The sequence below is a fragment of the Sphingobium sp. AP50 genome (assembly GCF_900109095.1).
In the GTDB taxonomy this organism is placed as follows: domain Bacteria; phylum Pseudomonadota; class Alphaproteobacteria; order Sphingomonadales; family Sphingomonadaceae; genus Sphingobium.
Genome location: NZ_FNYZ01000004.1, coordinates 194481 through 217102, shown reverse-complemented (window position 1 = coordinate 217102; position 22622 = coordinate 194481). Strand labels below are relative to the sequence as shown.

Below are 22622 nucleotides of genomic sequence, written 5' to 3'. Positions count from 1 at the left end.
CCCGGCCTGAAGGGAAGGCGCGTGCCTGCCGATACCGGTCATAACGGGCAAGCCGGTCGTGTCCGCTATAGGGCGATCAATTCAGGCGATATTTCGGGGGCTCAGCGGACGGGGGAGCGTCCGGGGATCAGGAGATTGAGGACCACGGCAATCACCGCCGCCGGCAGGACACCCGACGACAGCAGAATACGCGCGGCTTCGGGCAGATGCGACAGGGCGTCCGATTCCAGTTCCAGCCCGATGCCCAGCGACAGAGCGAGGGCGAAGATCATCATGTTGCGCTGGGTCCATTCGACCGCCTGCAACATGGAGAGGGCGGCCGATGCGACCATGCCGAACATCAGGATCACGCCGCCGCCCAGCACCTCGATCGGGATTGTGGTGATGGTCGCGCCGATCTTGGGCACCAGGCCGCACAGGATCAGGAACAGGGCGCCGATCGTCACGACATGGCGGCTGACGATGCCGGTGATCGCGATCAGGCCGACATTCTGGCTGAAGCTGGTATTGGGCATGGCGCCGAACAGCGCGCCAAAGGCGGTGCCGACGCCATCTGCCGCCGTCGCGCCGATCAGTTCACGGTCATGCGCGGGGCGACCGGCATTGCCTTCGCAGATGGCGGACACGTCGGCGATGGATTCGATCGCGGAAATGAAGCCCATCAGGCAGAAACCCAATATGGCGGAGGCGGAAATCGAGAAGCCGAAATGCAGCGGATCGGGCAGCATGAAGAGGCCGGCCGACCCGATCGGCGCGAAGGAGACGCGGCCCATGAGGAAGGCGAGCACATAGCCGGCCATCAGGCCCAGCAGAACGGACGCGGTCGACCAGAGGCCCTTCCCGTAGAAGCTGAGGCCCAATGTCGTGACGATCACCACGCCCGCCAGCAGCCAGCTTGCGCCCGCGCCATAGGCTGGCGTTCCCTGCGCGGCGACACCGCCTGCGGCATATTGGATGCCCACCCGCATCAGCGACAGGGCGATCATCAGCACCACCAGTCCCGTCACCAGCGGCGGCAAGGCGAAGCGGATGCGGCCGACAAACTGGCTGACGAAGATGTGGAACAGCCCGCCGAACAGGGCGGCGGCGGTGAGTTCCGCCATCGCCTCCACCCCGCGTCCGGCACAGATGGGGATGATGACCGGCAGGAAGGCGAAGCTGGTGCCCTGTACAAGGGGCAGCCGCGCGCCGACCGGGCCGATGCCGACCGTCTGGAGCAGGGTGGCGACCCCGGCGAACAGCATTGCCATCTGGATCATGTAGATGAGCGCGCTGGGGTCTGCCGATCCATAGCCGAAACCGGCCGCGCCCGCGATAATGATGGCGGGGGTGATGTTGCTGACGAACATCGCCAGCACATGCTGGATGCCCAGCGGGATGGCGACGGCGAAGCCCGGAAAATGATCGGGATCACGCGCCTGTGCGGCTGTCATGCCGCCCGGCGATACGGGTGGGATGTCCGTAACGGCGAGCGGCGCGGCGGTCATTGCGGCGGGGCCTGTTCGTAGCGGTTCCAATGGCCGAGCAGCTCGTCCACCACTTTCGATCCGACCAGATAGAGGCTTTCCAGCGAGGCACGCATGCCCGAATAGCCTTCATTTTCCCGCATCAGATTGTCGGCGGCGGACACGCCATCGGGCGGCATGGAATAATTGCTGCCCGACCGCAGTACCATGACCCGATCCATCTTCGCCCGGCCGACCCGGTCGAGATAGGTCATCGCCTGAAGCGTGCCGGTTTCCTCCATGGCGGAGGTGACGAATTCGCCCTTTCCGCTGGTGGAATAGCGGGTGAAGTCATTGGCCCAATTGTTGAGCAGCTTGCCATGCCAGAAGGTCATCGCCGAAAACTGGTCGCCGATCAGGACGAAGGGCGGCTTTTGCGCATTGGGATAGCTGGTATAGCGCGCCCGTTCCTTCTGGATGCCGGCGTCGTCCGGGATGGGCGTGTCCTTCGTCAGGGCAAAGGCCCAGTCGACCAGCTTTGGGTTGAGCGCGAAGACCCGGCCCTCGGTGATCGGCGGGCTCTTGTCATGCGGGCCATTCTTGTCGAGCGGGAAGAAGCCGGACGGCCAGTCCTTCGGGATTTCGCGGGCGTCGATTTCATGCACCAGATCGCCGTCCACGCTGTAGCGCGCCCAGGCGGCCGATCCGATTGAGGCATTTTCGGGATCAATGCCGGCGATGCCGGCGACCAGCCAATAGGATTTCGACAGGTCGAAACGTGAGTCCAGGCCCAGCGCCATGGTGGCGGTGGCGGATCGGGCGGTGCCCACACCCGTCACCATCGCCAATATCTGGCTGTCTGGATTGTAATAAAGGTCGTGATAGCCCTGCGGGAAGGGGATGCGCGTGTCGAGTTTGCGGCGTTCCTTCCAGAGCTGGAATTCGCCCGGCGCATCGCCCGTGTCGGCCCCAATTTCGAACATGGTGACGATCACCATGCGGACGGGCAGGGGATTGGCGCAGGGCTTTGTCGGCGCACAGGCCAGCGCGGCATCGACGGCGGGTGTCGCGCTGGCGCCTGTGAAGGAGAGACAGGCGCTGGCGGTCAGAAGCAGGCAGCGGAACGGGAATAAGGTCAAGAACAGGCCTTCCGGTAATCAAAAAATGGGGGAGCGTGGCGTGGCCGCGCTCCCCCTTGAACGGATCAGAATTTATAGACGACCGACGCTTGGAAGCTGCGCGGCCGTTCCGGCAGGACGATGGTGCTGCCGAACAATTCGGTGAAATTCGCACGGAAATATTTCTCGTTAGTGGCATTTTTGACCACCAGACGGAGCAGGATCGGGCCGGTTTCGAACGATGCGCTGAGGTCCGCCGTGGTGTAGGCGGGCAGCTTCACCGCCTGGCTCTGACCCGAATAGACCGAGTCGACATGGACGATGCTGCCCGACAGAGCGAGGCCGAAGTCGAACGCATAGGTGGCGGTCGCCGAATACATATTTTCGGGGATGCCCGCGCGCTTGGAATCGCTCTTGCTGTTGATCGGCACCAGACCGATCGGCTGGCCACCCAGGAAGAGGGTCGGGTCGGTCACGTTGACCAGATCCTCGATGCCGAAGAAGCTGAACAGCGTGCCATCATGCAGTGCCGTCAGGTTGTATACATTGGTGTGGGTATAGGCGCCGGTGATCAGCAAGTGACGATCCACCGACCAGCGCAGTTCCGCTTCCAGACCCTTGGTTTCGACCGACTGGTTTACCGTGATCGACTGGACATTATAGTCGGTGCGCTTCTGCTTGTAGACCGATACGGCGGCATAGAGCTTGTTGTCGAGCCAGCTGCCCTTCAGGCCCGCTTCATAGAGTTTCGACGCGGAGATATAGGTGCCTGCCAGCACGTCCGTCGGGTAGATTTCGGCGCCCTGTCCCGCGATGACGGTCGATTGCTTGGCGATCGTGCCATAGGGGATGAGGCCAAGGGGCAGCTTGTAATTGGCGCTGGCCGACCAGGACCAGGCACCCTTGCTGCCGCTGGCATTATTGTTCACCGGATTGGCATCGGGGGCTTCCAGCTTCGACACGATGTTGGTCGCCTTGACGTCCAGATGGTCGTAGCGGGCGCCCAGCGTCACATCCAGGCCGAAGGCGAAATCGAGATCGGCAAGGCCCGCAAAGGCGAGATCGGTATAATGGCCGACGACATAGTTGGTATAGTCGCAGTCGCATTCGGTCGACAGCAACCGGTCGGACAGCGCATCATAGCCGACGGTCAGGTCGACGCGGTTGAAATATTCATAGTTGAAGTCGTCGCCATGCTTATATTTGGTGTAGCGGACCGAGGGCGAGAGCTGGAAGGCGAATTTACCGGCATCGCTTTCGAACGTCTTGGACGCGACGATCTTGTCCTCGAACACCCAGCTGTCATGGAATTGCGAGAAGCCATAGGCATTCTCGTTCATATTCTCATAGCTGTCGTAAAAGGCCTGGTTCTTGAGTTCGAAACCGCTGTCGGCCGTGTAGATGGCATCGAAATAGAGCGTCGTGCCGCGGTTGACCAGCCTGTCATCCTTGCCGGTCAGGACGTTGCGGCGGCTGAGCTTGGTGGTGCCGGTATTGGTCAGGTTGAGCGGCGAATTGGTGTAGCAGGCGTCGGTGATCGAGGCGGCGAAGGGGCTGCCGTTGCAGCCAAAGCCGCCGAAGATCGACAGGCCGCCGGGCGACACGACATTGATTTCCTGTTGCGAAATCTGGCCATCGCCATCGGTGTCGATCGGCTGCGCCTGACCGGTGATATAGGTGCCATTATTGACCAGCGCCTGCGTCAGGCGGTTCCAGCCGCCATTCTGTTGGCCCTTGTAATTCTGATACTGGCCGCCCCATTCGATGCGGACATGATCGGACAGATCGGTGTCGAACGATCCCTGAAGGATCGTCTGCTTGGTCCACATATTGTTATAGTAGCTGCCGTCATCTTCATATTGGCCGAACAGGCTGTAGCCGAATTCCTGTTCGCCGATCTTGAGCGGGCCCGAGATATTGCCCTTCACGACATTCATGTCCCAGCTGCCACGGGTGTAGCTGAGTTCGCCCGATGCCTTGTCGCGCAGCTTGCCATCGGCGACGCGCGCGGACTTTGGTACGAAGTTCATATAGCCGCCGGTCTTGGACGGGCCGTAGATGGGCGAGGCAGGGCCGCGCACGATGTCGATACGGTCCGACGCGCCGATCGGCGTGGGATAGTTGCCCGGATTGTCGAGCCGGCGCATGCCGCGGAAATAGACTTCGCCGGGCGTGCCGCGAATGTCGAGCGCGCCGCCGACGCCGAAGAAGCTGTTGGTGAAGGTGCCGGGCGCCTGCGCCACCAGATCATAGATGTCGGTGATGCCGAAGCGTTCGATCTGCTCGCTGGAAATGGTGGAGGCGGAGCGCGGCGTTTCCAGGATGGTCTTGTCGAAGCCGAAGATGGAGCCGACATTCTTGACCGGCAAAGCGTCGAGCGCACCGGTCACGACGATTTCGGCGTCGCCCGGTGCATCACCGGGTTCGGGCGTCTGCGCCCATGCGGCCGAAGTCAGCGCGGTGCAGGACAATAGCGCCAGTCCCAGCGCTGCGCTGCGCCCATGCTGCGATGCAGCGCCAAATGATTTGCGACCAGAAACTTTATAATTCGGCATCTTATACCCCCTTTTAAAGGCGGCGAAGCGCAAATCCCCACAGCTCCGCCAGCCGGTTTTCCCTGCTGCCTGCCTCTCCCATGACAAATTGAAATGCTGCGATGCACCAGACTAATATTTTCGACGCATCGTCGCAAAGAAAATGTCTTATATTCTCGACTATCTTCCAGATTCTGGACCAACCATGATCATGGCTTTGCCATTTTTGTCATGGATGGCACGGTAACATCTTCAAAAATCTTATATTCTTCTTCCAGTTGTAGCTGGAGCGCGGCCTTGGCGCTGCGCCGGATGAGCGCGCGGCAGGCCGGTGCAGCAATTGTGGTGCAGGCGGTCACTGGCGTTCCGATTTGTCCGTTGGCCCAAAGGCTGTCGCCCGCGACGAAGGCCTGTTCCAGACTGGTGCGGGCCATCTGCTTGAGGTCGGCATAGGACAGGCCCTGTTCCCGCGCGGCGCGCAGATATTCATTGGTCATGTCTGTGCGCAAAATGCCCTGATCGTCGGTCGAGAGCATCACGGGCACACCCATTTGCCGATAGAGGCGCAGCGGATGGGCATCGCCCTTCACGCCCAATATGATGTCATTGCTGCTGAGGTTGATTTCCACCCCGACATGGTCGCGCGCCATGCGCTGCAACGTGCCGGTCGCATCCTCCTCATAGGCGATGGCGGTGCCATGGCCGATCCGTTCCGCACCCGCATCCAGCGCCTTGGCGATATGGTCGCGCAGCGCGGCGGGCGGCACCAGTCCGAAAGCCAGTTCGCCGGCATGCAGCGTGCGATGGACACGCGGATAGCGTTCGCCGAGGAAGCGGATCATCGCCATGTGCAGATCATAATCGCGCAGGGCGATCACCCAGTCTTCGGGCTGGACGATGTTGATGCCAACATAGCGCGGATCGCGGTCGGCCAGCGCGAAGGCGAGAATCAACGAGGTGAAGGCCTGCGCGGGCGGCAGGTCACGCCAGCCCCAGGCGAGATAGCGGATGGCGACGCGGCAACCCGGATCGGGCTTTGCGCTGTCGCAGGCCATTGCCTTGCGGGCGACAGCTTCGTTGGCATCCAGTTCGGCGATGGCGCGATCGATGATCGGCTTGGCGTCGCGCATCGTCCGGTCGTAAAAGGCGGCAAGGGTGGTGGCATCCAGCGGCCTGTCGGCCGCCCCCAGCGTCGCGGCGATCAGCGCGGCGGGATTGTGGGTCAACTCTACATAGGCGACCCGATCTCCCGCTGCGACCTGCCACGCGACGATCATGCTGCCCACTTCGGTTTCCGGTGTCTCTGGCCCGAAGCGTTCGAAGCTGGAGAAGAATTGGGTGTGGCCCGATGCGTCATTGGCGCCAACGCCGCGTTGCAGACCGCGCGTCGACATGGCGTCGATCAGCGTTCCGAAGGCGAAGGGGCTGCGTTCGCCCAGATGCTTTAACCGCCGATCATCGGGGCAGGGCGGCGCGACGATGGCTGTACCGCCTTCATCGGCGCACAGATCCGCCTTCGCCGCCCAGCGCAGATAATCTTCGGCATAGGGCGTGCCGCCCAGATGATTGTGCAGGTCGCCGCCTTTGGGCATGGCCTTCAGAAAGACGCGCAGGGCAGGCGGACTGTCCAGCAACGTGTCGAACAGCGCCGATGCAGCCGCTTCGCCCGATTGCGCCTGTGCGGTCGCCGGCGACAAAGCAGCTAGGGAGGTGAAGAGAGCCAGACCTGGTTTCACCGGGGATCGGCTCCCGGCACATGGTCCTGATATATGTCCCAATGGCTCAGCAGTTCATGGACGACTGGTACGCCGACGCGATAATTGGCTTCGAACGCGGCGATCTGGCCCGCGCCTTCATCCGCCACGCTCTCCACGGCCGATCGGCCCGGTGGCGGCATGGACGGGTTGCTGCCGGTGCGCAGCACCAATACCCGCGTCGGATCGACCAGCCCCTGTTTTGCAGCGATCGCCATGGTTCCGGCCAGCGACTGGCTTTCCATATTGGTCATGGCAAAGCGGCCCTTGCCGCCGGTCCACAGCTTCACCCAGTCGCGCGCCCATTGCGTGCGGCCCGGACCATGCCAGTAGCGCACCGATCCCAGCGTCTCGCCCATCAGCACGAAGGGCGGCTTTTGCGCATTGGGATAGCCTTTCCACGCGGCGCGAGCCTTTTGCAGTGCCGGGCTGTCGGGAATGACCACATCCTTGGTGCGGTCATAGGCCCATTGCGCCAGACTCTGGTTGAGTTTCACCGACATGGCGAGTTTGCCCGTGTCCGTGAAGCCGGCAAAACTTTCGGTATTGGCGGGCAGCGTATTGGGCGCGTTGGCGCCGATCGCGAACAGGCCATAGGGCCAGTCCTTGGGCACTTCGCGATCGTCAAATTCGCGCAGCGTGTCGCCCTGCACCACCCAGCGCGACCAGGCGGCGCTGCCGACCGAGGCGAGTTCCGGATCGACCCCGGAAATGCCGGTGAACAGCCAATAGGTCTTGCTGAAATCGAAGCGCGGATCGAGCAGCAGGCTCATCAACTGTTCGGCAACCCCGCCCAGCATAGTGTCCGGGCTGCCCCAGCACATGCCATAAAGGCCGTCGGCATTGCGCCGTAGCGGATGGAGCGCGCCCTTGATCGGGATCACTTCATCCAGATGCTCGCGTTCCGCCCAGAACTGGAATTCGCCCGGCGCATCGCCTTTATCCTCGCCCGGTTCGAAATTGGCGATGACGATCACCTTGACCGGGATCGGTTTGATGGCCGGAAGGACTGGAACCGGCGGTTCCGCGCTGGAGGCGGCGGAAGGCGCGAGCATGGCGACAGCCGCAGCGAAGGCCAGTACCGCCTTTTTCCCGGACCCTCCCCCCATAAATGCCACGCGCCCCCCGAAATTTACCCTGTGGTGCGAGTAGGGGCTTGACCTGATGCGATCAAACGCAATGAATCCTACAGAGTGTTGCAAAAAATAGGGTGGGTTCATGCCGGCATTTTCGCGCTTTCTGCGCTACTTCATGGCGGTCGGACGGTTGGGGTCGATCCGTAAGGCCGCGGACGAACTCAACATCTCTGCCTCCGCCATCGATCGGCAGATTTTGAATGTCGAGGCGGACCTGGGCATGCCGCTGTTCGAGCGTCTGCCGACCGGCCTGCGATTGACGGCGGCTGGCGAGATCATGATGGCGGCCGGTGGGCGCTGGCAGAAGAATCTGACCGATGTCCGCGCCCAGATAGAGGATCTGCGCGGGCTGAAGCGGGGGCATGTCGATATCGCCATCATCGATGCGCTGGCCAAGGGCTATATCCCCGGCGCCATCCGCGCGATCCAGAGCCGCTATCCGGGCATCACCATCGGCGTGCGGGTGCTGGAAAATGATCGGGTCCGCGACGCCATCGCCAGTGGGGAGGTGGATTTCGGCATCTTGTTCGAACCGCAATCCTATCGCGACCTGACCGTGCGTTCCTTTGTAGAGGTGAGGTTGGGCTTCATCACCCCTGCGGGCCATCCGTTCGGCGACCAGCGCGAGGCGCGCTTTTCCAACTGCGCCGGATCGCCGCTGATCGTGCCGGCAGAACCGTTGGCGGTATGCCAGCAGATCGCGGTGCTGGAAGGGACCAGCGGCCTGCATATCGATCGCAGCGCGACATCGGACAATATCCAGATGATCACGTCGCTGGTGTTGCAGGGCGTCGGTATCGGCATCCTCACCTCGCTCGACGTGATTACGGAGGTGCAACGCGGCCTGTTGTCCTTCACCCGCATTTCCGATCCGATCCTGCGCCCGATGACGCTGGCACTGTGCACGGCGGCGACGCGCACGCCATCCTATGCGGCGGGGATCGTGTTGGGCGAGATCGAGAGCGGGTTCGCGCAATTAAGCTATCCGGCATCGATCGAGCGGAACGACATCTGATCCGCGCTGCCACAGATTGCCCCCTTGGCCCGGGCACGATAATCGGCATGTTTGTCTCTATTCCCGCCAACTGGATTCGCGTTTCATGAGCAGCACCGAAGAACCCGAACTTTTCTACATCGCCTATGACGCCTTCCTTGCCGATGTGCAGACGGTCGCGCGGCAGGTGGGGAGCGGCGGCTGGACGCCCGATTTCATCATCGGCATTGGGCGCGGCGGGTTGGTGCCGGCGGTGTATATTTCGCACCAGTTGAAGTTGCCGATGCTGTCGATCGACCATAGCAGCAAGGTGCCGGGCTTCGCCGACGAACTGCTGGGTAAGGTCGCGGCCAAGAGTGCGGCGGGCGTCAAGCTGCTGTTCGTCGACGATATCAACGACAGCGGCGGCACGATCGATTATATCCGCCACCTTCTGCGCGACAATGGTTGCGACCAGGACAATCTGCGCTTCGCGGTGCTGATGAACAACAGCCGGTCGCGCCAGACGGTGGATTATTGGGCGAGCATGATCGATCGCGACAGCGACAAGCGCTGGTTCGTCTTCCCGTGGGAATCGGTCGGCGCCAATGACGATATCGTGGAAGAGGCGCTGTCCGTGCCTGAGAGGCTGTCCTGACCATGGACGTCCTTGGCCGCGACGGGCGGATGCGCATCTGTGTGTTCCTGGGTTCGTCGCCGGGACGGTCGCCCGTCTATCGCGAGGCGGCTGAGGCGTTCGGCACGTTGCTGGCGAAGCGGGGCATCGGCCTGGTCTATGGCGGCGGCACCGTCGGGCTGATGGGCGTGGTGGCCGATGCAGCCTGCGCGGCGGGGGGCGAGGTGATCGGCGTCATCCCCGAAGCATTGCGCGCGCGTGAGCATGATCATCAGGGGATCAGCGAACTGCATGTCGTACAGACCATGCATGAGCGCAAGGCGCTGATGGCCAAGCTGTCCGACGGTTTCGTGACCCTGCCGGGCGGGATCGGCACCTTTGAAGAGATGTTCGAGGCCTGGTGCTGGTCGCAGCTTGGTTATCATGCCAAGCCGGTCGGCATGCTGGACGTCAACGGCTTCTACAGCGGCATGTCGGGCTTCATCGACCATGTCGTGGCCGAAGGTTTCCTGAAGCCCGAACATCGCGCCATGCTGCTGGTGGAGAAGGACCCGGAAGTGATGCTCGACCGGATCGCGCAATATCTGCCGCCCCGGACCGAACATTGGCTGGGTGATAATGATGTGTGACGCCGGTCAGGCCACCGTTTCGAGATAGGCGCCCAGCCGCTCCAGATGCGCGGCCACAGCCGGTTCGGGCAGGAAGGAGCCGGTGAAGCTGTTGCGGGCCAGCGTGGCCAACGCTGCCCGATCTAGACCCCGTGCCGCAGCGATCGCGCGATAATTGTCGCCGATATAGCCGCCGAAATAGGCGGGATCGTCCGAATTAACGGTCGCCTTGAGGCCGGCCGCCAGCATCCGGTCGATAGGATGATCCTCGATCGCGTCGATGACGCAGAGTTTGAGGTTAGAAAGCGGGCAGACGGTCAGCGTCATGCCTTCGCGCGCCAGCCGATCGACTAGCGCCTTATCCTCCAGCGCGCGATTGCCATGGTCGATCCGGTCGACCTTCAGCACGTCCAGCGCTTGTATGACATAGGCGGGCGGGCCTTCTTCCCCGGCATGGGCAACAAGGCGCAGGCCCCGGTCGGCGGCGGCGGCGAAGACACGCGCGAATTTTTCGGGCGGATGGCCCATTTCCGAGGAGTCGAGGCCGACGGCCGCGATCCGGTCCAGCCAGGGTTCGGCCATCGCCAGCGTCGCAAAGGCGGCGTCCTCGCTCAGATGGCGCAGGAAGCTGAGGATCAGGCTGCTGCTGATGCCCAGCCGGGTTTCGGCTTCGGCACAGGCGGACAGCAGGCCCTCGATTACTTCCGAAAAGGGGATGCCGCGATCGGTATGGGTCTGCGGGTCGAACATGATTTCGGCATGAACCACGCCGTCGGCGGCGGCCCGTTCGAAATAGGCGGCGGCCAGATCATGGAAGTCCTGCCGCGTCCGCAGCACGTCTGCCCCGGCATAATAGATGTCGAGGAAATCCTGTAGATTGCCGAAGGCATAGGCGGCGCGGACTTCCTCCACGCTGGCATAGGGGATGGTGACGCCATTGCGCCGCGCCAGCGCGAACATGAGTTCGGGCTCCAGGCTTCCTTCGATATGCAGATGGAGTTCGGCCTTGGGCAGGCCGGTGATGAAAGCGTCGAGATCGGTCATGGCGCGACTTTAGACAGGGACGGCGGCGCCCGCAAATGCAATCCCGGCGACGGCGCGTTGCCGCAAAGCGCGCATCAGGCGATGGTGCGCACCCAGTCCGGTAGGTCGCCCAGCCGGTCGAGCAGGCGGAAATGGGCATGGCCTTCGGGTACATGCCCCATTTCATGCGCCCATGCGCCCTCTTGCGGGATATAGGCGGCCCAGGCGCCGGCCTCCAGCGCAGGGTTGATGTCCGACCGCAGCGAGTCCCCGGCCATCACCGCCTCCTGCGCCGCGACGCCATATTGGGCGAAGATACGAGTGAAGGTTTCGGGCTTCTTGTCGCTGACGATCTCTATGCCGCTGAACAGATCGCCCAGGCCCGACGCCGCCAGCTTGCTTTCCTGATGCAGCAGGTCGCCCTTCGTCACCAGCACCAGCCGGCCGATGTCGGACAATGTCTCCAGCGTTTCATACACATCGTCGAACAGCTCGACCGGATGGGCGAGCAGGGTGCGCCCGGCGGCAAGAATGTCCGCGATCAGCGATTTGGACAGATGATCGCCGGCCAGTTCCACCGCCGTCTCGATCATCGACAGGGTGAAGCCCTTTGCACCATAACCGTAGAGTTTGAGGTTGCGCGTTTCGCAGGTGATCAGCCGCTCGCGCGTGACATGATCGTCCGCGAAGGGCTGGAGCATCGCCACCAACGCTTCCTCGGTCGCGTTGAAGTGACGCATATTGTGCCAGAGCGTGTCGTCGGCATCGAGGCAGATCAGCTTGATCGTCATGGTCTTTCCATCATGTGCGGCCGGTGCGGGCGCCCATGACATAGGTGCCCGCAATTGCCCGGTCGTCCCCCAATATCTGCAACGCGAAAAGCCGTTCGGCAAGGTCCGCTCCGGCAGTTCGTCGTGCGAGAAGTGGCGTTGCGGCCGGGTCCAGCACGATGAAGTCGGCCTCCTGCCCCGGCAGCAGTCCGCCGACCTTGTCTTCGATATGCAGCAGCGCCGCGCTGCCCGCCGTGGCGAGGTAGAGGGCGCGGAAGGGATCGAGCCGATGCCCGCGCATCAGCCCGGCCTGATAGGCGACGCCAGCGGTGTGCAGCATCGAAAAGCTGGTGCCCGCGCCGACGTCCGTTCCCAGACCGATCTTCAGTCCATGCTGCGCCGCCCGTGTGAAATCGAAGAAACCCGATCCCAGGAACAGGTTGGAGGTCGGGCAGACCGCGATGCCTGCGCCGCTTTCCTGCATGCGCGCGCATGCGCGGTGGGACAAATGGATACCATGAGCGAAGACGGAACGATCACCGACAAGCCCGAACCGGTCATAGGCGTCGAGATAGTCGGCGGCGTCCGGGAAGCGCGCGGCCACTTCCGCGCATTCCCGCTCATTTTCCGCCAGATGGGTGTGCATCAGCACGTCGGGATGATCGGCCAGCAATTGGCCCGCGACATGAAGTTGCTCGTCCGAGGATGTCAGAGCGAAGCGGGGCGTCACCGCATAGCCGAGCCGCCCCTTGCCGCGCCAGTGACGGATCAGTGCTTCGCTTTCCGTCCGGCCGCTGTCGGGCGTGTCGGCAAGGCCTTCGGGGCCAAGGTCCATCAGCACCTTGCCGGAGGTGATGCGCATGTTCCGGGCCAGCGCGGCCTCGAACAGGGCATCGACCGAATGGGCGTGAACGGTGGGAAAGACCAGCGCGCTGGTGGTCCCGTTGCGCAGCAACTCGTCCAAAAAGAGCCCCGCAATCTGATCTGCATGGGCACGATCGGCGAAGGCCTTTTCCGCCGGGAAGATATGCCGATCGAGCCAGTCGAGCAGTTGCTCGCCATGGGAAGCGATCCGGTCCATCTGCGGATAATGGATATGGGCGTCGATGAAGCCGGGGACGATCAGGCCCGGCAGCGTTTCGACCGGGACATTAGGATAGAGCGGCGCCAGGTCGGCATAGGCGCCACGCGCGACGATGATGCCGTCTTCCACCAGCAGCAGCCCGTCCGGATCATGGCGGATGGCCTCGCTATTGGTCAGCGGATCATGCGGTACGGACAGGATTTCGCCGCGAAAGGCCCGAACGGTCATGGACGCTCCAGTTGCAAAAGTTGGGCCAGCGCCGCAATCGCTATCACGTCCGGCTCCTTGCCGGTCACGCCGGAGACGCCGATCGGGCAGGTCAGGCGTGCGCGGGCCGTATCCGGCAGGCCGTCCCGTTCCAGCCGGCTTTGGAAGCGGGCGCGCTTGGTCTGCGATCCGATCAGGCCGACAAAGGCGATCGGCGAGCGGCGCAGCGCCGCGCGGGTCAGCAGATAGTCGAGCGCATGGTCATGGGTCAGGATCAGCATCGCGGCATCGTCCGGCGCTTCGGCTACGCATTGGGCGATGGCGTCTTCCGGCACGATGGCGACGCCATCGATCGTCTCGAACAGCGGCCGGGTATCGAACCAGGCGAGACGGAAGGGGAGTTGCTGGACATGGCGGGCAATCGCCTGTCCGACATGGCCCGCCCCGAACAGATAGAGCGGGCGGCGGCGCTGGCCGATAATCTCGGCGAAAGTCATGCCTTCCCGCGGCCGGTCGCCGCGCGCGGACAGCAGGGTTGGTGTCGCCTGCGCGCTGACATGGCGCTTGATCCGGCCGGGATACAGCGCGGACACCAGCACGCGCTCTTCCGCCGCATCTGCCAGCCAGTCGAGCGTGGTCGGATCGACATGTTCGATCAGCAACCGCACCCGCCCGCCGCAGCATTGGCCGAGCAAGGGGCCAAGCGGATAGTCCTGCACCCGCCAACTGCCTGGAGGCAGCTCCAATATGGCGTGCGCCTGTTCGATCGCCCGATGTTCCAGCTGGCCGCCGCCGATCGTGCCGAACAGGCGATCCGCGCTGACCAGCATGCGCGTGCCCGCGCCGCGCGGGGCCGATCCTTCGCTCGCCAGCACGCTGACCAGTGCCGCCGGTTCCTGCGTCGCCACGTCCCGCACCCATGTCAGCCATTCACTCATGCAGCGCGGTGGCTCGCAATAGCGCGCAAGATTCGTTCGGGCGTGGTCGGCGCGTCGAGCGGGGGCAGACTGCGCTTGTCCGGCGCGGTGGCGGCGATCGCCTGATTGAGCGCGGAAAAGACCGAGTTGGCCAGCATGAAGGGCGGTTCGCCCACCGCCTTCGACCGATTGATGGTCGGCTGCACATTCTCGCCATCCCACAGGCGGATCGACAAATGGCGCGGCCGGTCCGACGCAGTCGGGATTTTGTAGGTGGCGGGGGAGTGGGTCAGCAGCCGGCCCTTGTCGTCCCACACCAGTTCTTCGGTGGTGAGCCAGCCTTGCCCTTGCAGGAAGCCGCCCTCGATCTGGCCGATGTCGATGATGGGGTTCAGCGACTTGCCGACATCATGCAATATGTCGACCGCCAGCATCTTATGCTCGCCGGTCAGCGTATCGATCGCGACTTCCGCGACGGCCGCGCCATAGGCGAAATAATAGAAGGGCCGCCCCTTATGCGTGGCGCGATCATAGGCAATGTCGGGCGTGGCATAATAGCCGGTCGAAGAGAGCGAGATGCGCCCCATATGCGCCTTGCGGCAAAGGGCGCCGAAGTCGATGCGCTCGCTGCCGATCTGCACCCCGTCCGGCGTGAAGAGGACGGCCGTTTCCTCGCAGCCGAAGCTGCGCGCGGCAAAGGCGGTCAGCCGGTCGCGGATCGTGATCGCCGCATTATAGGCGGCCATGCCGTTCAGGTCGGCGCCCGAAGAGGCCGCCGTGGCAGAGGTGTTGGGAACCTTGTCGGTGCGGGTCGCGGTGATCCGGACCTGTCCGACTGGCAGGGCGAACACATCGGCCACGACTTGCGCGACCTTGATATAGAGGCCCTGGCCCATTTCGGTGCCGCCATGATTGATCTGGATGCTGCCATCGGCATAGACATGGACCAGCGCACCGGCCTGATTGAGGTGGGTGGTGGTGAAGCTGATGCCGAAGCGGACCGGGGTTAGCGCGATTCCCTTTTTCAGCACCGGATTGGCCGCGTTGAAGGCCGCGATCGCCTGTCGCCGGGCGTCATAGCGGGAGTCCGCGCGCAGCTTCGCGATCAGTTGCGGGGCGATATTGTCAGTGATGGTCATGCCATAGGGGGTGACGTCCCGGCCAGGGCCATAGAGATTGGCCATGCGCACGGCGAGCGGGTCCATGCCCAGATGCGCGGCGACATCGTCCATGATCCGCTCGATCGCCAGCATCCCCTGCGGCCCGCCAAACCCGCGAAAGGCGGTGGCGGACACCATATGGGTCTTCAGTCGCTCCGACGCGATTTCGATATCGGGCAGATGATAGCAATTATCGGCATGGAACATCGCCCGGTCGTTGATCGCGGGGGACAGGTCCACCGTAGCGCCGCAACGAGAGGCAAGACGGAGCTTGAGAGCGAGGACATGGCCCGCGGCATCGAAGCCGGCCTCATAATCGACGCGGAAATCATGGCGCTTGCCAGTCATCACCATGTCGTCGTCGCGGTCGCAACGGAACTTGGCCGGACGGCCGGTCTTGTGCGCCACCAGCGCGGCGGCGGCGGCGAAGAGGGCCGCTTGCGTCTCCTTGCCGCCGAAAGCACCGCCCATGCGCCGCACCTCGACCGTGACGTCGGCGGAAGAGCAATGGAGCATATGGGCGACCAGATGCTGGACTTCGCTGGGATGCTGGGTGGAGCAGAGGACGTGCATCTGCCCATCCTCGCCGGGCGTGGCGACCGCGACCTGCCCCTCCAGATAGAAATGATCCTGCCCGCCCATGTCGAAGCCGCCGGTCAGGCGCAGCGGCGCGGTTTGCAGCGCGGCCTCCGCATCGCCGCGCGCCATATGCTGAGTCGGCTCGATCAGCGACGTGGCGGTGCGCGCCTGTTCGACGGTCAGATGGACGGGAAGTGGCGCATAGTCGATCTTGCCGAGCCGGGCGGCCTGTCGTGCGGCGCGCTGGCTGGTGGCGGCGATGAGGAAGATGGGCTGCCCGACGAAGAGCACTTCGCCGTCTGCCAGAAGCCGGTCGTCGCCTGCGACCGGGCTGACATCATTTGCGCCGGGAATGTCGGCGGCGGTATAGACCGCGACCACGCCGGGGGCAGCGCGGACGGCCGACAGGTCGATGGCGGTGATGCGCGCATGGGCCTGACTGGCCTGGCCGAAGGCGAGGTGCAGCATGGCCGCCGGTTCGGGCATGTCGTCGGCATAGCGAGCGAGGCCACTGACATGCAGCGGCGCGCTGTCATGCGGATTGGAGGGTTTGGACAGGACCGGCCAGACGGGGTCGCGTTCAGCCATGTTCCGGCTCCAGCGCCATCAGCGATATCGCCGTGCCGGCCTCGCGATGCCAGAGCCGCCGGAACAGGCTGGCTGCGGCCTCCATCCGGTAGGCGGAACTGCCGCGCACATCGCTGAGCGGGCTATAATCCTCCGCCAATGCGGTGATGGCACTGTCTATGGCCGCTGCGCTGAAAAGCTTGCCGATCAATGTAGCTTCGCAGGCCGCCGCACGGTGGGGCGTGGCCGCCATGCCGCCAAAGGCGATCCGCGCGTCGGCGATGCGATCGCCATCCATGCGCAGGCAGATCGCGCCGCATACCGCCGAGATATCGCTGTCGAACCGGCGGGACAGCTTTCCGATCAGGATGATATCGGTCGGCGCGGGACGCGGCACGAAAATGCTTTCCACAAACTCGAACGGGCGGCGATCCTGTTGGCCATAGGCAAGGAAATACTCCTCCAGCGCCATCGTCCGCCGCCCCATGGCGCTGCGCAGCGTCAGGGTCGCGCCCAGTGCGATCAGTGCGGGCGGGCCGTCGCCGATCGGCGAGCCATTGGCGATATTGCCGCCGACCGTGCCGGCATTGCGCACCTGCAATCCGCCGATCCGCCGGACCAGTTCGCCCATGTCCGGGTGCAGCCGTGCGAAAGCGGCATGGGCGTCGGCATAGCGCACGCCCGCGCCGATGGTCAGACCGTCCGGGCCTTCGTCCATCTGCTGCAATTCTGCGATGTCGCCGATGAAGATCAGCGTCTCCAGCGTGCGCAGACCCTTCGTCACCCACAGGCCGACATCGGTGGCGCCCGCCACCAGCCGCGCGTCGGGATGGGCGCTCAGCAAATCCGCCAGCGCGGCGGCGGTGCGGGGGATGAACCAGCGGCGATCGCCATGGCTGCCTGAGATCGTCTCGTCCGATGCCAGCGCTTGGAGTGCCTCAACGGTGGCGCTGTCATCCTGTGGCAGGGACGGAATGCTTTCCGCCGCCTCCAGGATCGGGCCATAGCCGGTGCAGCGGCACAGATTGCCGGCCAATATGTCGGCTACCGGCAACTCATGTCCGCTGGCGCCGATGCAGCGCCCCTGCAACGACATGACGAAGCCGGGCGTGCAGAAGCCACATTGCGAGCTGCCATTCGCGGCCATGCAGGCCTGCAACGGGTTGAGCGCCTTTTCCGAACCCAGACTTTCCACGGTCATCAGCGCCTTGCCATGCAGCATCGGCAGGAAGAGGATACAGGCGTTGACCGCGCGCCAGTCTATCGCGTCGCCGGACAATGTCCCGACCAGCACGGTGCAGGCGCCGCAATCGCCCTCGGCGCAGCCTTCCTTGGTGCCGGTGCGGCGCATCGCATAGCGCAGATGGTCGAGCAGGGTGGCGGTCGGGTCGACCTCCGCCATCTCCACGATCGCGCCGTCCAGCAGGAAGCGTATCGCGCCCATCTCAGCTTCCCCGATAGGTGGAATAGCCATAGGGCGATACCAGCAGCGGGACATGATAATGGCCTTCGTCTGCAACACCGAAGTCGACAGTTACCACGTCCAGAAAGGGAGGGTCGGCCAGCACCGTGCCGTGCGCCCGAAAATAGTCTGCGACACAGAAGCGCAGGCTGTAACGGCCCGGTTCGATCGGTGGGATGCCGGGGCAGCGACCGTCTGCATTGGTGGTTCCGGCGAAGATCAGGGTGCCGCTGGCGGTGAGCAATTGCAACGATACGCCTTCGGCCGGGCAGCCGTGGGCGGTGTCGAGGACATGGGTGGACAGGCTGATCATGCCGCCGCCTCCTGACGCGGCCATTGGCCCAGAAATTCCGTCTCGTCATAGGCGATCAGATCGGCGATCAGCGCCTCCCCATCGTCCAGGAACAGCTGGTCGGTCACGCCCCGGATCAGGCGGGGAAGGGCGGTCTGAAGGCCCGACAAGGCGGAGGCGGAGAGGCCGAGGCTGATCAGCGCGGAATAGTTGAAGGCGAACAGGCCGTGAAGCTTTGCTGCATCCTGCGGCGTGCGCGGCGTCAGTTCGAAGCCGGGCCCCAGATAGGGGTGGGCGTCGATCAGGGCATTGGCCTCGCTCGCCGGGGGGATGAAGCGATCGGCCCAGCGCGCAATATGCGGCGCGACCTGCGCCAGTTCGGGCCGCAGGCCGGGATCGCTGATCAGGCCGGTGGAAAGCACGACGAAATCAAAGTCATGATGCTCCTGCGGTGTGATGACGCGCACTTGTCCATTTCGCTGTTCGACCGCGTTCCACGGCGATCCCAGATGCAGGTCGAAACCGGGCCAACTGGCCGCGCGCTCGAACGTGTCGTTGGTCGGTGGCTGGTTGTGGCCCAGGAAGCTGGCCATCACGGCATATTTCTCCGCGTCAGACAAAGCGGGATAGCGGCCAGTGAAACCGACCCGCTCCATGAAGCGGATGGGGTTGATGCGCGGCAGGATCTTGCGGCGGATGAAGACATGCGCCTCAGCCACGCCAAGCGCCAGCGCATGATTTGCATTGTCGAAGGCGGATGCGCCGCCGCCCAATATGCCGATCCGCTTGCCCGCCAGTGCGGCATAGTCGATCGCTTCGCTGGTATGGGCGTAGAGGCTGCGAGGCAGGGCGTCGCGGATCATCGCGGGCGTATGCCATTCGCCGCCACCCTGAATGCCGGTCGCCAAGATGACCTTGCGCGCCAGCAACGGTTCCTGCCCGTCCAGATGCAGCCTGTGCAGGCCATTACCCAGGGGTTCGATCAGGGTCAGGCGGGTGTCGTTGCGCACCGGCAGCGCCAGCACCCGGCGGTACCAGCGCAGATAATCCATCCAGTCGCCGCGTGCGATCTTGTCGACCGCGTCCCATCCGGCGGCGCCATGCTGCGCCTCCCACCAGGCGCGGTAGGTGAGGGCGGGGACGCCAAAGTCGATGGGATTGAGCGTCTTGGGCGTGCGCAGCGTGATCATCCGCGCATAGCTTTCCCACGGGCCTTCCAGGCCTTCGGGGCTTTCGTCGATGATCAGGATGTTCGACACCCGTTCGCGCAGCAGGCCGAAGGCTGCCGCCAGTCCGCTCTGCCCGCCGCCGACGATGACGACGTCATAGACATGGCCTCGCGGATGGGCGCGGGGCCGGGTCCAGTCCGCGCCGCCAAAGCCGATGAGGCTCATTTGCCGGGCGAGGTCGGCTTCGAGGGCGGGAAGGCCGATCATGCCGCCATATCCTTCAGGCGCAGGCGGACGATCTCGCCGATCTGGTCTAGCGCGGTCGCGATCTCGGTGTCGCGGTCATGGCTGAGCCGCTGTTCCATGGCCGCCAATATACCCGCCTTGTCGGTCAGGCGCACGCAGATGATGAAAGGGAAACCGAAGCGATCCCGATAGGCAGAGTTGAGGTCGTGGAAACGCGCATATTCCTCTGGCGTCAGCCGGTCCAGCCCGGCGCTGGCCTGCTCGGCGGCCGATGCCTCGGTCAGTGTCCGGTCGATCGCCGCCTTGCCCGCCAGTTCGGGATGGGCGCGGATCAGGGCCAGTTGCTCCTCGCCGCTGGCGCTGTCGACCACGGCCATCAGGTCGGCCCAGCGATCGCCGGACGACGGGCGGGCATCGGCGCGCGCCTCGATCCAGGGACTATGTTCGAACAAGGCCTGTTTGGGGCGAGTCAATGTGTATTCCCCTCCAGGCTGACATGGGCGGACACGACCTTCCAGCCATCGGGGAACTTGACCCAGGCTTGCGTCTGGCGGCCGCGACGGTCGCTATTCTCGCGAAAGAATTCGGCGTCGGCGGTCGCAAAATTGTCACCATAGACGGTGATCGCAACCTTCCCCAATTTGCGCTGGGGGGAGCCACCGCGACCTTTGCGGAATTCGCGTATTTCCTCGATGCCATAGAGCACTTCGCCCACGCCATAGCGGTTGGTGGTAGGCGCATCGTGGAACAGCAGGTCCATCGCCGGGATATCATCCTCCATCAGCGCGCGCTCATATTCCAGGAAAGCGGCGGTCATTTCGGCGAGCAGGTCGGGATCGTCGATTTTCATAACGGGTGAACCTCCATCCAGTGGCGGGCGATATCGATGCGGCGCGCGATCCAGGCGTCGCCGCTGGCTGTGACATGATCGAGGAACCGGGCGAGCGCGCGGGCGCGGCCAGGCCGTCCGGCGATGCGGCCATGCAGGCCGACCGACATCATGCGGCCGCCTTCCTCGCGCAACTGGTCGAACGTGTCGCGCAGATAGCGGAAGAACTGCTCGCCCTCGGTAAAGCCATTGAGCGCCACGATCTTCATGTCGTTGGCGTCGAGCGTATAGGGGACGATCAACTGGCCTTCTGCATAATAAGGCAGGTCGTCGGCATAGCTGTCCGCATCATAGACGAAGCCGCCTTCCTCCCGGACGAGGCGGGCGGTGTTGGGCGATGTGCGGCCCTGATACCAGCCGAGCGGGCGGCTGCCGGTCAGCTTTTCGTGCAGGGCGATGGCCTGCGCGATATGGCCGCGCTCCACATCCTCGGGCACATATTGATAGTCGATCCATTTGAGGCCGTGGCTGGCGATTTCCCAGTCGGCCTTCAGCATCGCTTCGACAGCATCCGGGTTCATCGCCATGGCATTAGCGACGCCGAACACCGTGACCGGCAGGCCGCGCTGCGTGAACAGCCGATGCAGCCGCCAGAAACCGGCGCGGCTGCCATATTCATAGAGGCTTTCCATCGCCATCGCCCGGTCAGGATGACTTTGCGCGCCCACCATTTCGGACAGAAAGGCTTCGGAGCCCTTGTCGCCATTGAGGACGCTGTTTTCCGCGCCTTCCTCATAATTGATGACGAACTGGACAGCGATCTTCGCGCCGCCGGGCCAGCGCGGATCGGGCGGGGTGGCGCCATAGCCGATCAGGTCGCGGGACTGGCTCATGCGTCCCACGCCTCCATCGCGGCGGTGACGGCGGCACCGGCGGGCAGGCTGAAACCTTCCATCCGCAGGCAGGTTTCCAATGCGCCGAGAGTGATCAGTATCTTATGCTTCATGGCATTATAGCCCATCGCGCCGATCCGCCAGATGCGCCCGGCGAGCGGACCAAAGGCAGTGCCGATCTCGATCTCGAAATGGGTGCGCATGGCGGTGCGCACCCGCTCGCCATCGACGCCCTCGGGGATATAGACGCCGGTCACATTGGTCATGCGATGGGCGTCGTCGCCGAACACGGTCAGACCCATGGCGCGCAGCCCGGCCGTCATCGCCCGGCCTGCGCTGGCATGGCGGGCATAGCGGGCGTCCAGCCCTTCGCCCAGCATGATCCGCGCGCATTCCCGCGCGGCATAAAGCATCGACGTCGCTTCGGTATGGTGGTTGAGGCGCTTCTCGCTCCAATAATCCATGATCATGGCGAGGTCGAAATAGTTGGAGCCGATGCGCGGGCCGCTGCCATCGACCATGCCGGCGGCGCGGATGCCCGCTTCGGTATGGCGACGGGTGAAGATATGGTCGGCCGCCTTGTCGGATATGGTGATGGGGGCCGAGCCGGAGGGACCACCGAGGCATTTTTGCAATCCGCCGGTGACGATGTCCGCGCCCCAGCGGTCGCTGGCCAGTTCCATGCCGCCGATCGTGGCGGTGGCATCGACATAGAGCAGCGCCCCGGCCGCCGCGCACAGGGCGCCAAGGCCGTCGAGCGGTTGCGCCATGGTGGTGGAGGTGTCGCCATGGATGGTGGCGACCAGCTTTGGCCCGGTGCGTTTGATCGCGGCGGCGATGGCGTCGAGCGGCACCACCTCGCCCCAGGCCGCATCGACCGTTTCTATGACCGCGCCGATGCGGCCCAATATCTCGCCCAGCAACAGGCCGAACCGGCCGAAATTGACCACCAGCACCGTGTCGCCCGGCGCGACCAGACTGACCAGCGCCGCCTCGATGCCCGCGCGCGCGGTGCCGTCGACCAGCATGGTCCAGCGGTTGTCCGTGCCGAAGATCGGGCGATACAGCGCCATGACCTGGTTCATATAGCCGGTCATTTCGGGATCGAACTGGCCCAGCAGATCGGCCGACATGGCGCGCAGCACGCGGGGATGGGCATTGACCGGCCCCGGCCCCATCAGCAGGCGCTGGGGCGGGTCGATCTCACCGAACAGGGACG

The 22622-nt window shown here is 64.1% G+C and carries 20 protein-coding genes; 3 read left to right on the top strand and 17 right to left on the bottom strand.

Features of this window, described 5'->3' with window-relative positions; genetic code table 11:
• Nucleotides 1-101 precede the first annotated feature (101 nt).
• The 5 genes from BMY84_RS10435 to BMY84_RS10415 form a co-directional block, all read right to left on the bottom strand.
• The gene (locus tag BMY84_RS10435) at nucleotides 102-1487 is read right to left on the bottom strand and encodes a uracil-xanthine permease family protein (protein WP_093083656.1); all 1386 of its coding nucleotides are present in this window, start codon (nucleotides 1485-1487) and stop codon (nucleotides 102-104) included.
• Nucleotides 1484-2584, bottom strand: coding sequence for a purine nucleoside permease (locus BMY84_RS10430; protein ID WP_256215201.1), 1101 nt, complete (start codon nucleotides 2582-2584; stop codon nucleotides 1484-1486). The genes BMY84_RS10435 and BMY84_RS10430 overlap by 4 nt, the downstream gene beginning before the upstream one ends.
• A 65-nt stretch (nucleotides 2585-2649) precedes the next feature.
• Nucleotides 2650-5118 (bottom strand): TonB-dependent siderophore receptor, encoded by a 2469-nt coding sequence (locus BMY84_RS10425; RefSeq protein ID WP_093083654.1) that lies wholly within the window; start codon nucleotides 5116-5118, stop codon nucleotides 2650-2652.
• A gap of 188 nt (nucleotides 5119-5306) precedes the next feature.
• Nucleotides 5307-6833, bottom strand: coding sequence for a hypothetical protein (locus tag BMY84_RS10420; RefSeq protein WP_093083653.1), 1527 nt, complete (start codon nucleotides 6831-6833; stop codon nucleotides 5307-5309).
• Nucleotides 6830-7906, bottom strand: a complete 1077-nt coding sequence (locus BMY84_RS10415) for a purine-nucleoside phosphorylase (protein WP_256215200.1) — start codon at nucleotides 7904-7906, stop codon at nucleotides 6830-6832. The genes BMY84_RS10420 and BMY84_RS10415 overlap by 4 nt, the downstream gene beginning before the upstream one ends.
• A 163-nt stretch (nucleotides 7907-8069) precedes the next feature.
• Here BMY84_RS10415 and BMY84_RS10410 point away from each other — a divergent pair, with 163 nt between their 5' ends.
• The 3 genes from BMY84_RS10410 to BMY84_RS10400 all read left to right on the top strand — a co-directional run bounded on the left by BMY84_RS10410 (nucleotide 8070) and on the right by BMY84_RS10400 (nucleotide 10226).
• Nucleotides 8070-9002 (top strand): LysR family transcriptional regulator, encoded by a 933-nt coding sequence (locus tag BMY84_RS10410; RefSeq protein WP_093083650.1) that lies wholly within the window; start codon nucleotides 8070-8072, stop codon nucleotides 9000-9002.
• An 85-nt stretch (nucleotides 9003-9087) separates the two neighbouring features.
• Nucleotides 9088-9618 (top strand): phosphoribosyltransferase, encoded by a 531-nt coding sequence (locus BMY84_RS10405; protein ID WP_093083648.1) that lies wholly within the window; start codon nucleotides 9088-9090, stop codon nucleotides 9616-9618.
• Nucleotides 9619-9647: 29 nt separating this feature from the next.
• Complete coding sequence (locus BMY84_RS10400; protein ID WP_093083736.1) at nucleotides 9648-10226, top strand: LOG family protein; 579 nt, start codon at nucleotides 9648-9650, stop codon at nucleotides 10224-10226.
• A 6-nt stretch (nucleotides 10227-10232) separates the two neighbouring features.
• On the opposite strand, the gene BMY84_RS10395 is transcribed toward BMY84_RS10400, so the two are convergent.
• From BMY84_RS10395 to BMY84_RS10340, 12 genes are all read right to left on the bottom strand, one after another.
• On the bottom strand, nucleotides 10233-11249 hold the full coding sequence (locus tag BMY84_RS10395; protein ID WP_093083647.1) for an adenosine deaminase: 1017 nt from the start codon (nucleotides 11247-11249) through the stop codon (nucleotides 10233-10235).
• A gap of 74 nt (nucleotides 11250-11323) precedes the next feature.
• On the bottom strand, nucleotides 11324-12019 hold the full coding sequence (locus BMY84_RS10390) for an HAD family hydrolase (RefSeq protein ID WP_093083645.1): 696 nt from the start codon (nucleotides 12017-12019) through the stop codon (nucleotides 11324-11326).
• 10 nt (nucleotides 12020-12029) lie between these two features.
• Nucleotides 12030-13310 carry a guanine deaminase gene (gene guaD / locus BMY84_RS10385; RefSeq protein WP_093083644.1) on the bottom strand — a complete coding sequence of 427 codons (1281 nt, stop codon included), beginning with the start codon at nucleotides 13308-13310 and terminating at the stop codon, nucleotides 12030-12032.
• Nucleotides 13307-14227 carry a xanthine dehydrogenase accessory protein XdhC gene (xdhC, locus tag BMY84_RS10380; RefSeq protein ID WP_093083643.1) on the bottom strand — a complete coding sequence of 307 codons (921 nt, stop codon included), beginning with the start codon at nucleotides 14225-14227 and terminating at the stop codon, nucleotides 13307-13309. The genes guaD and xdhC overlap by 4 nt, the downstream gene beginning before the upstream one ends.
• On the bottom strand, nucleotides 14224-16533 hold the full coding sequence (gene xdhB / locus BMY84_RS10375; RefSeq protein WP_093083641.1) for a xanthine dehydrogenase molybdopterin binding subunit: 2310 nt from the start codon (nucleotides 16531-16533) through the stop codon (nucleotides 14224-14226). Before xdhB ends, xdhC begins: the two co-directional genes overlap by 4 nt.
• Nucleotides 16526-17956, bottom strand: coding sequence for a xanthine dehydrogenase small subunit (gene xdhA, locus BMY84_RS10370; protein ID WP_093083640.1), 1431 nt, complete (start codon nucleotides 17954-17956; stop codon nucleotides 16526-16528). The genes xdhB and xdhA overlap by 8 nt, the downstream gene beginning before the upstream one ends.
• A 1-nt stretch (nucleotide 17957) precedes the next feature.
• On the bottom strand, nucleotides 17958-18287 hold the full coding sequence (gene uraH, locus BMY84_RS10365) for a hydroxyisourate hydrolase (protein WP_218146937.1): 330 nt from the start codon (nucleotides 18285-18287) through the stop codon (nucleotides 17958-17960).
• On the bottom strand, nucleotides 18284-19702 hold the full coding sequence (locus BMY84_RS10360; protein ID WP_177203978.1) for an FAD/NAD(P)-binding protein: 1419 nt from the start codon (nucleotides 19700-19702) through the stop codon (nucleotides 18284-18286). Before BMY84_RS10360 ends, uraH begins: the two co-directional genes overlap by 4 nt.
• The gene (uraD, locus tag BMY84_RS10355) at nucleotides 19699-20154 is read right to left on the bottom strand and encodes a 2-oxo-4-hydroxy-4-carboxy-5-ureidoimidazoline decarboxylase (protein WP_093083637.1); all 456 of its coding nucleotides are present in this window, start codon (nucleotides 20152-20154) and stop codon (nucleotides 19699-19701) included. Before uraD ends, BMY84_RS10360 begins: the two co-directional genes overlap by 4 nt.
• A complete protein-coding gene (gene hpxZ / locus BMY84_RS10350) occupies nucleotides 20151-20531 on the bottom strand; it encodes an oxalurate catabolism protein HpxZ (protein WP_093083636.1) in 381 nt (126 codons plus the stop codon). The genes uraD and hpxZ overlap by 4 nt, the downstream gene beginning before the upstream one ends.
• On the bottom strand, nucleotides 20528-21403 hold the full coding sequence (gene puuE, locus BMY84_RS10345; protein WP_093083634.1) for an allantoinase PuuE: 876 nt from the start codon (nucleotides 21401-21403) through the stop codon (nucleotides 20528-20530). The genes hpxZ and puuE overlap by 4 nt, the downstream gene beginning before the upstream one ends.
• Nucleotides 21400-22581, bottom strand: coding sequence for a pyridoxal-phosphate-dependent aminotransferase family protein (locus tag BMY84_RS10340; RefSeq protein ID WP_093083733.1), 1182 nt, complete (start codon nucleotides 22579-22581; stop codon nucleotides 21400-21402). The genes puuE and BMY84_RS10340 overlap by 4 nt, the downstream gene beginning before the upstream one ends.
• Nucleotides 22582-22622: the final 41 nt, after the last annotated feature.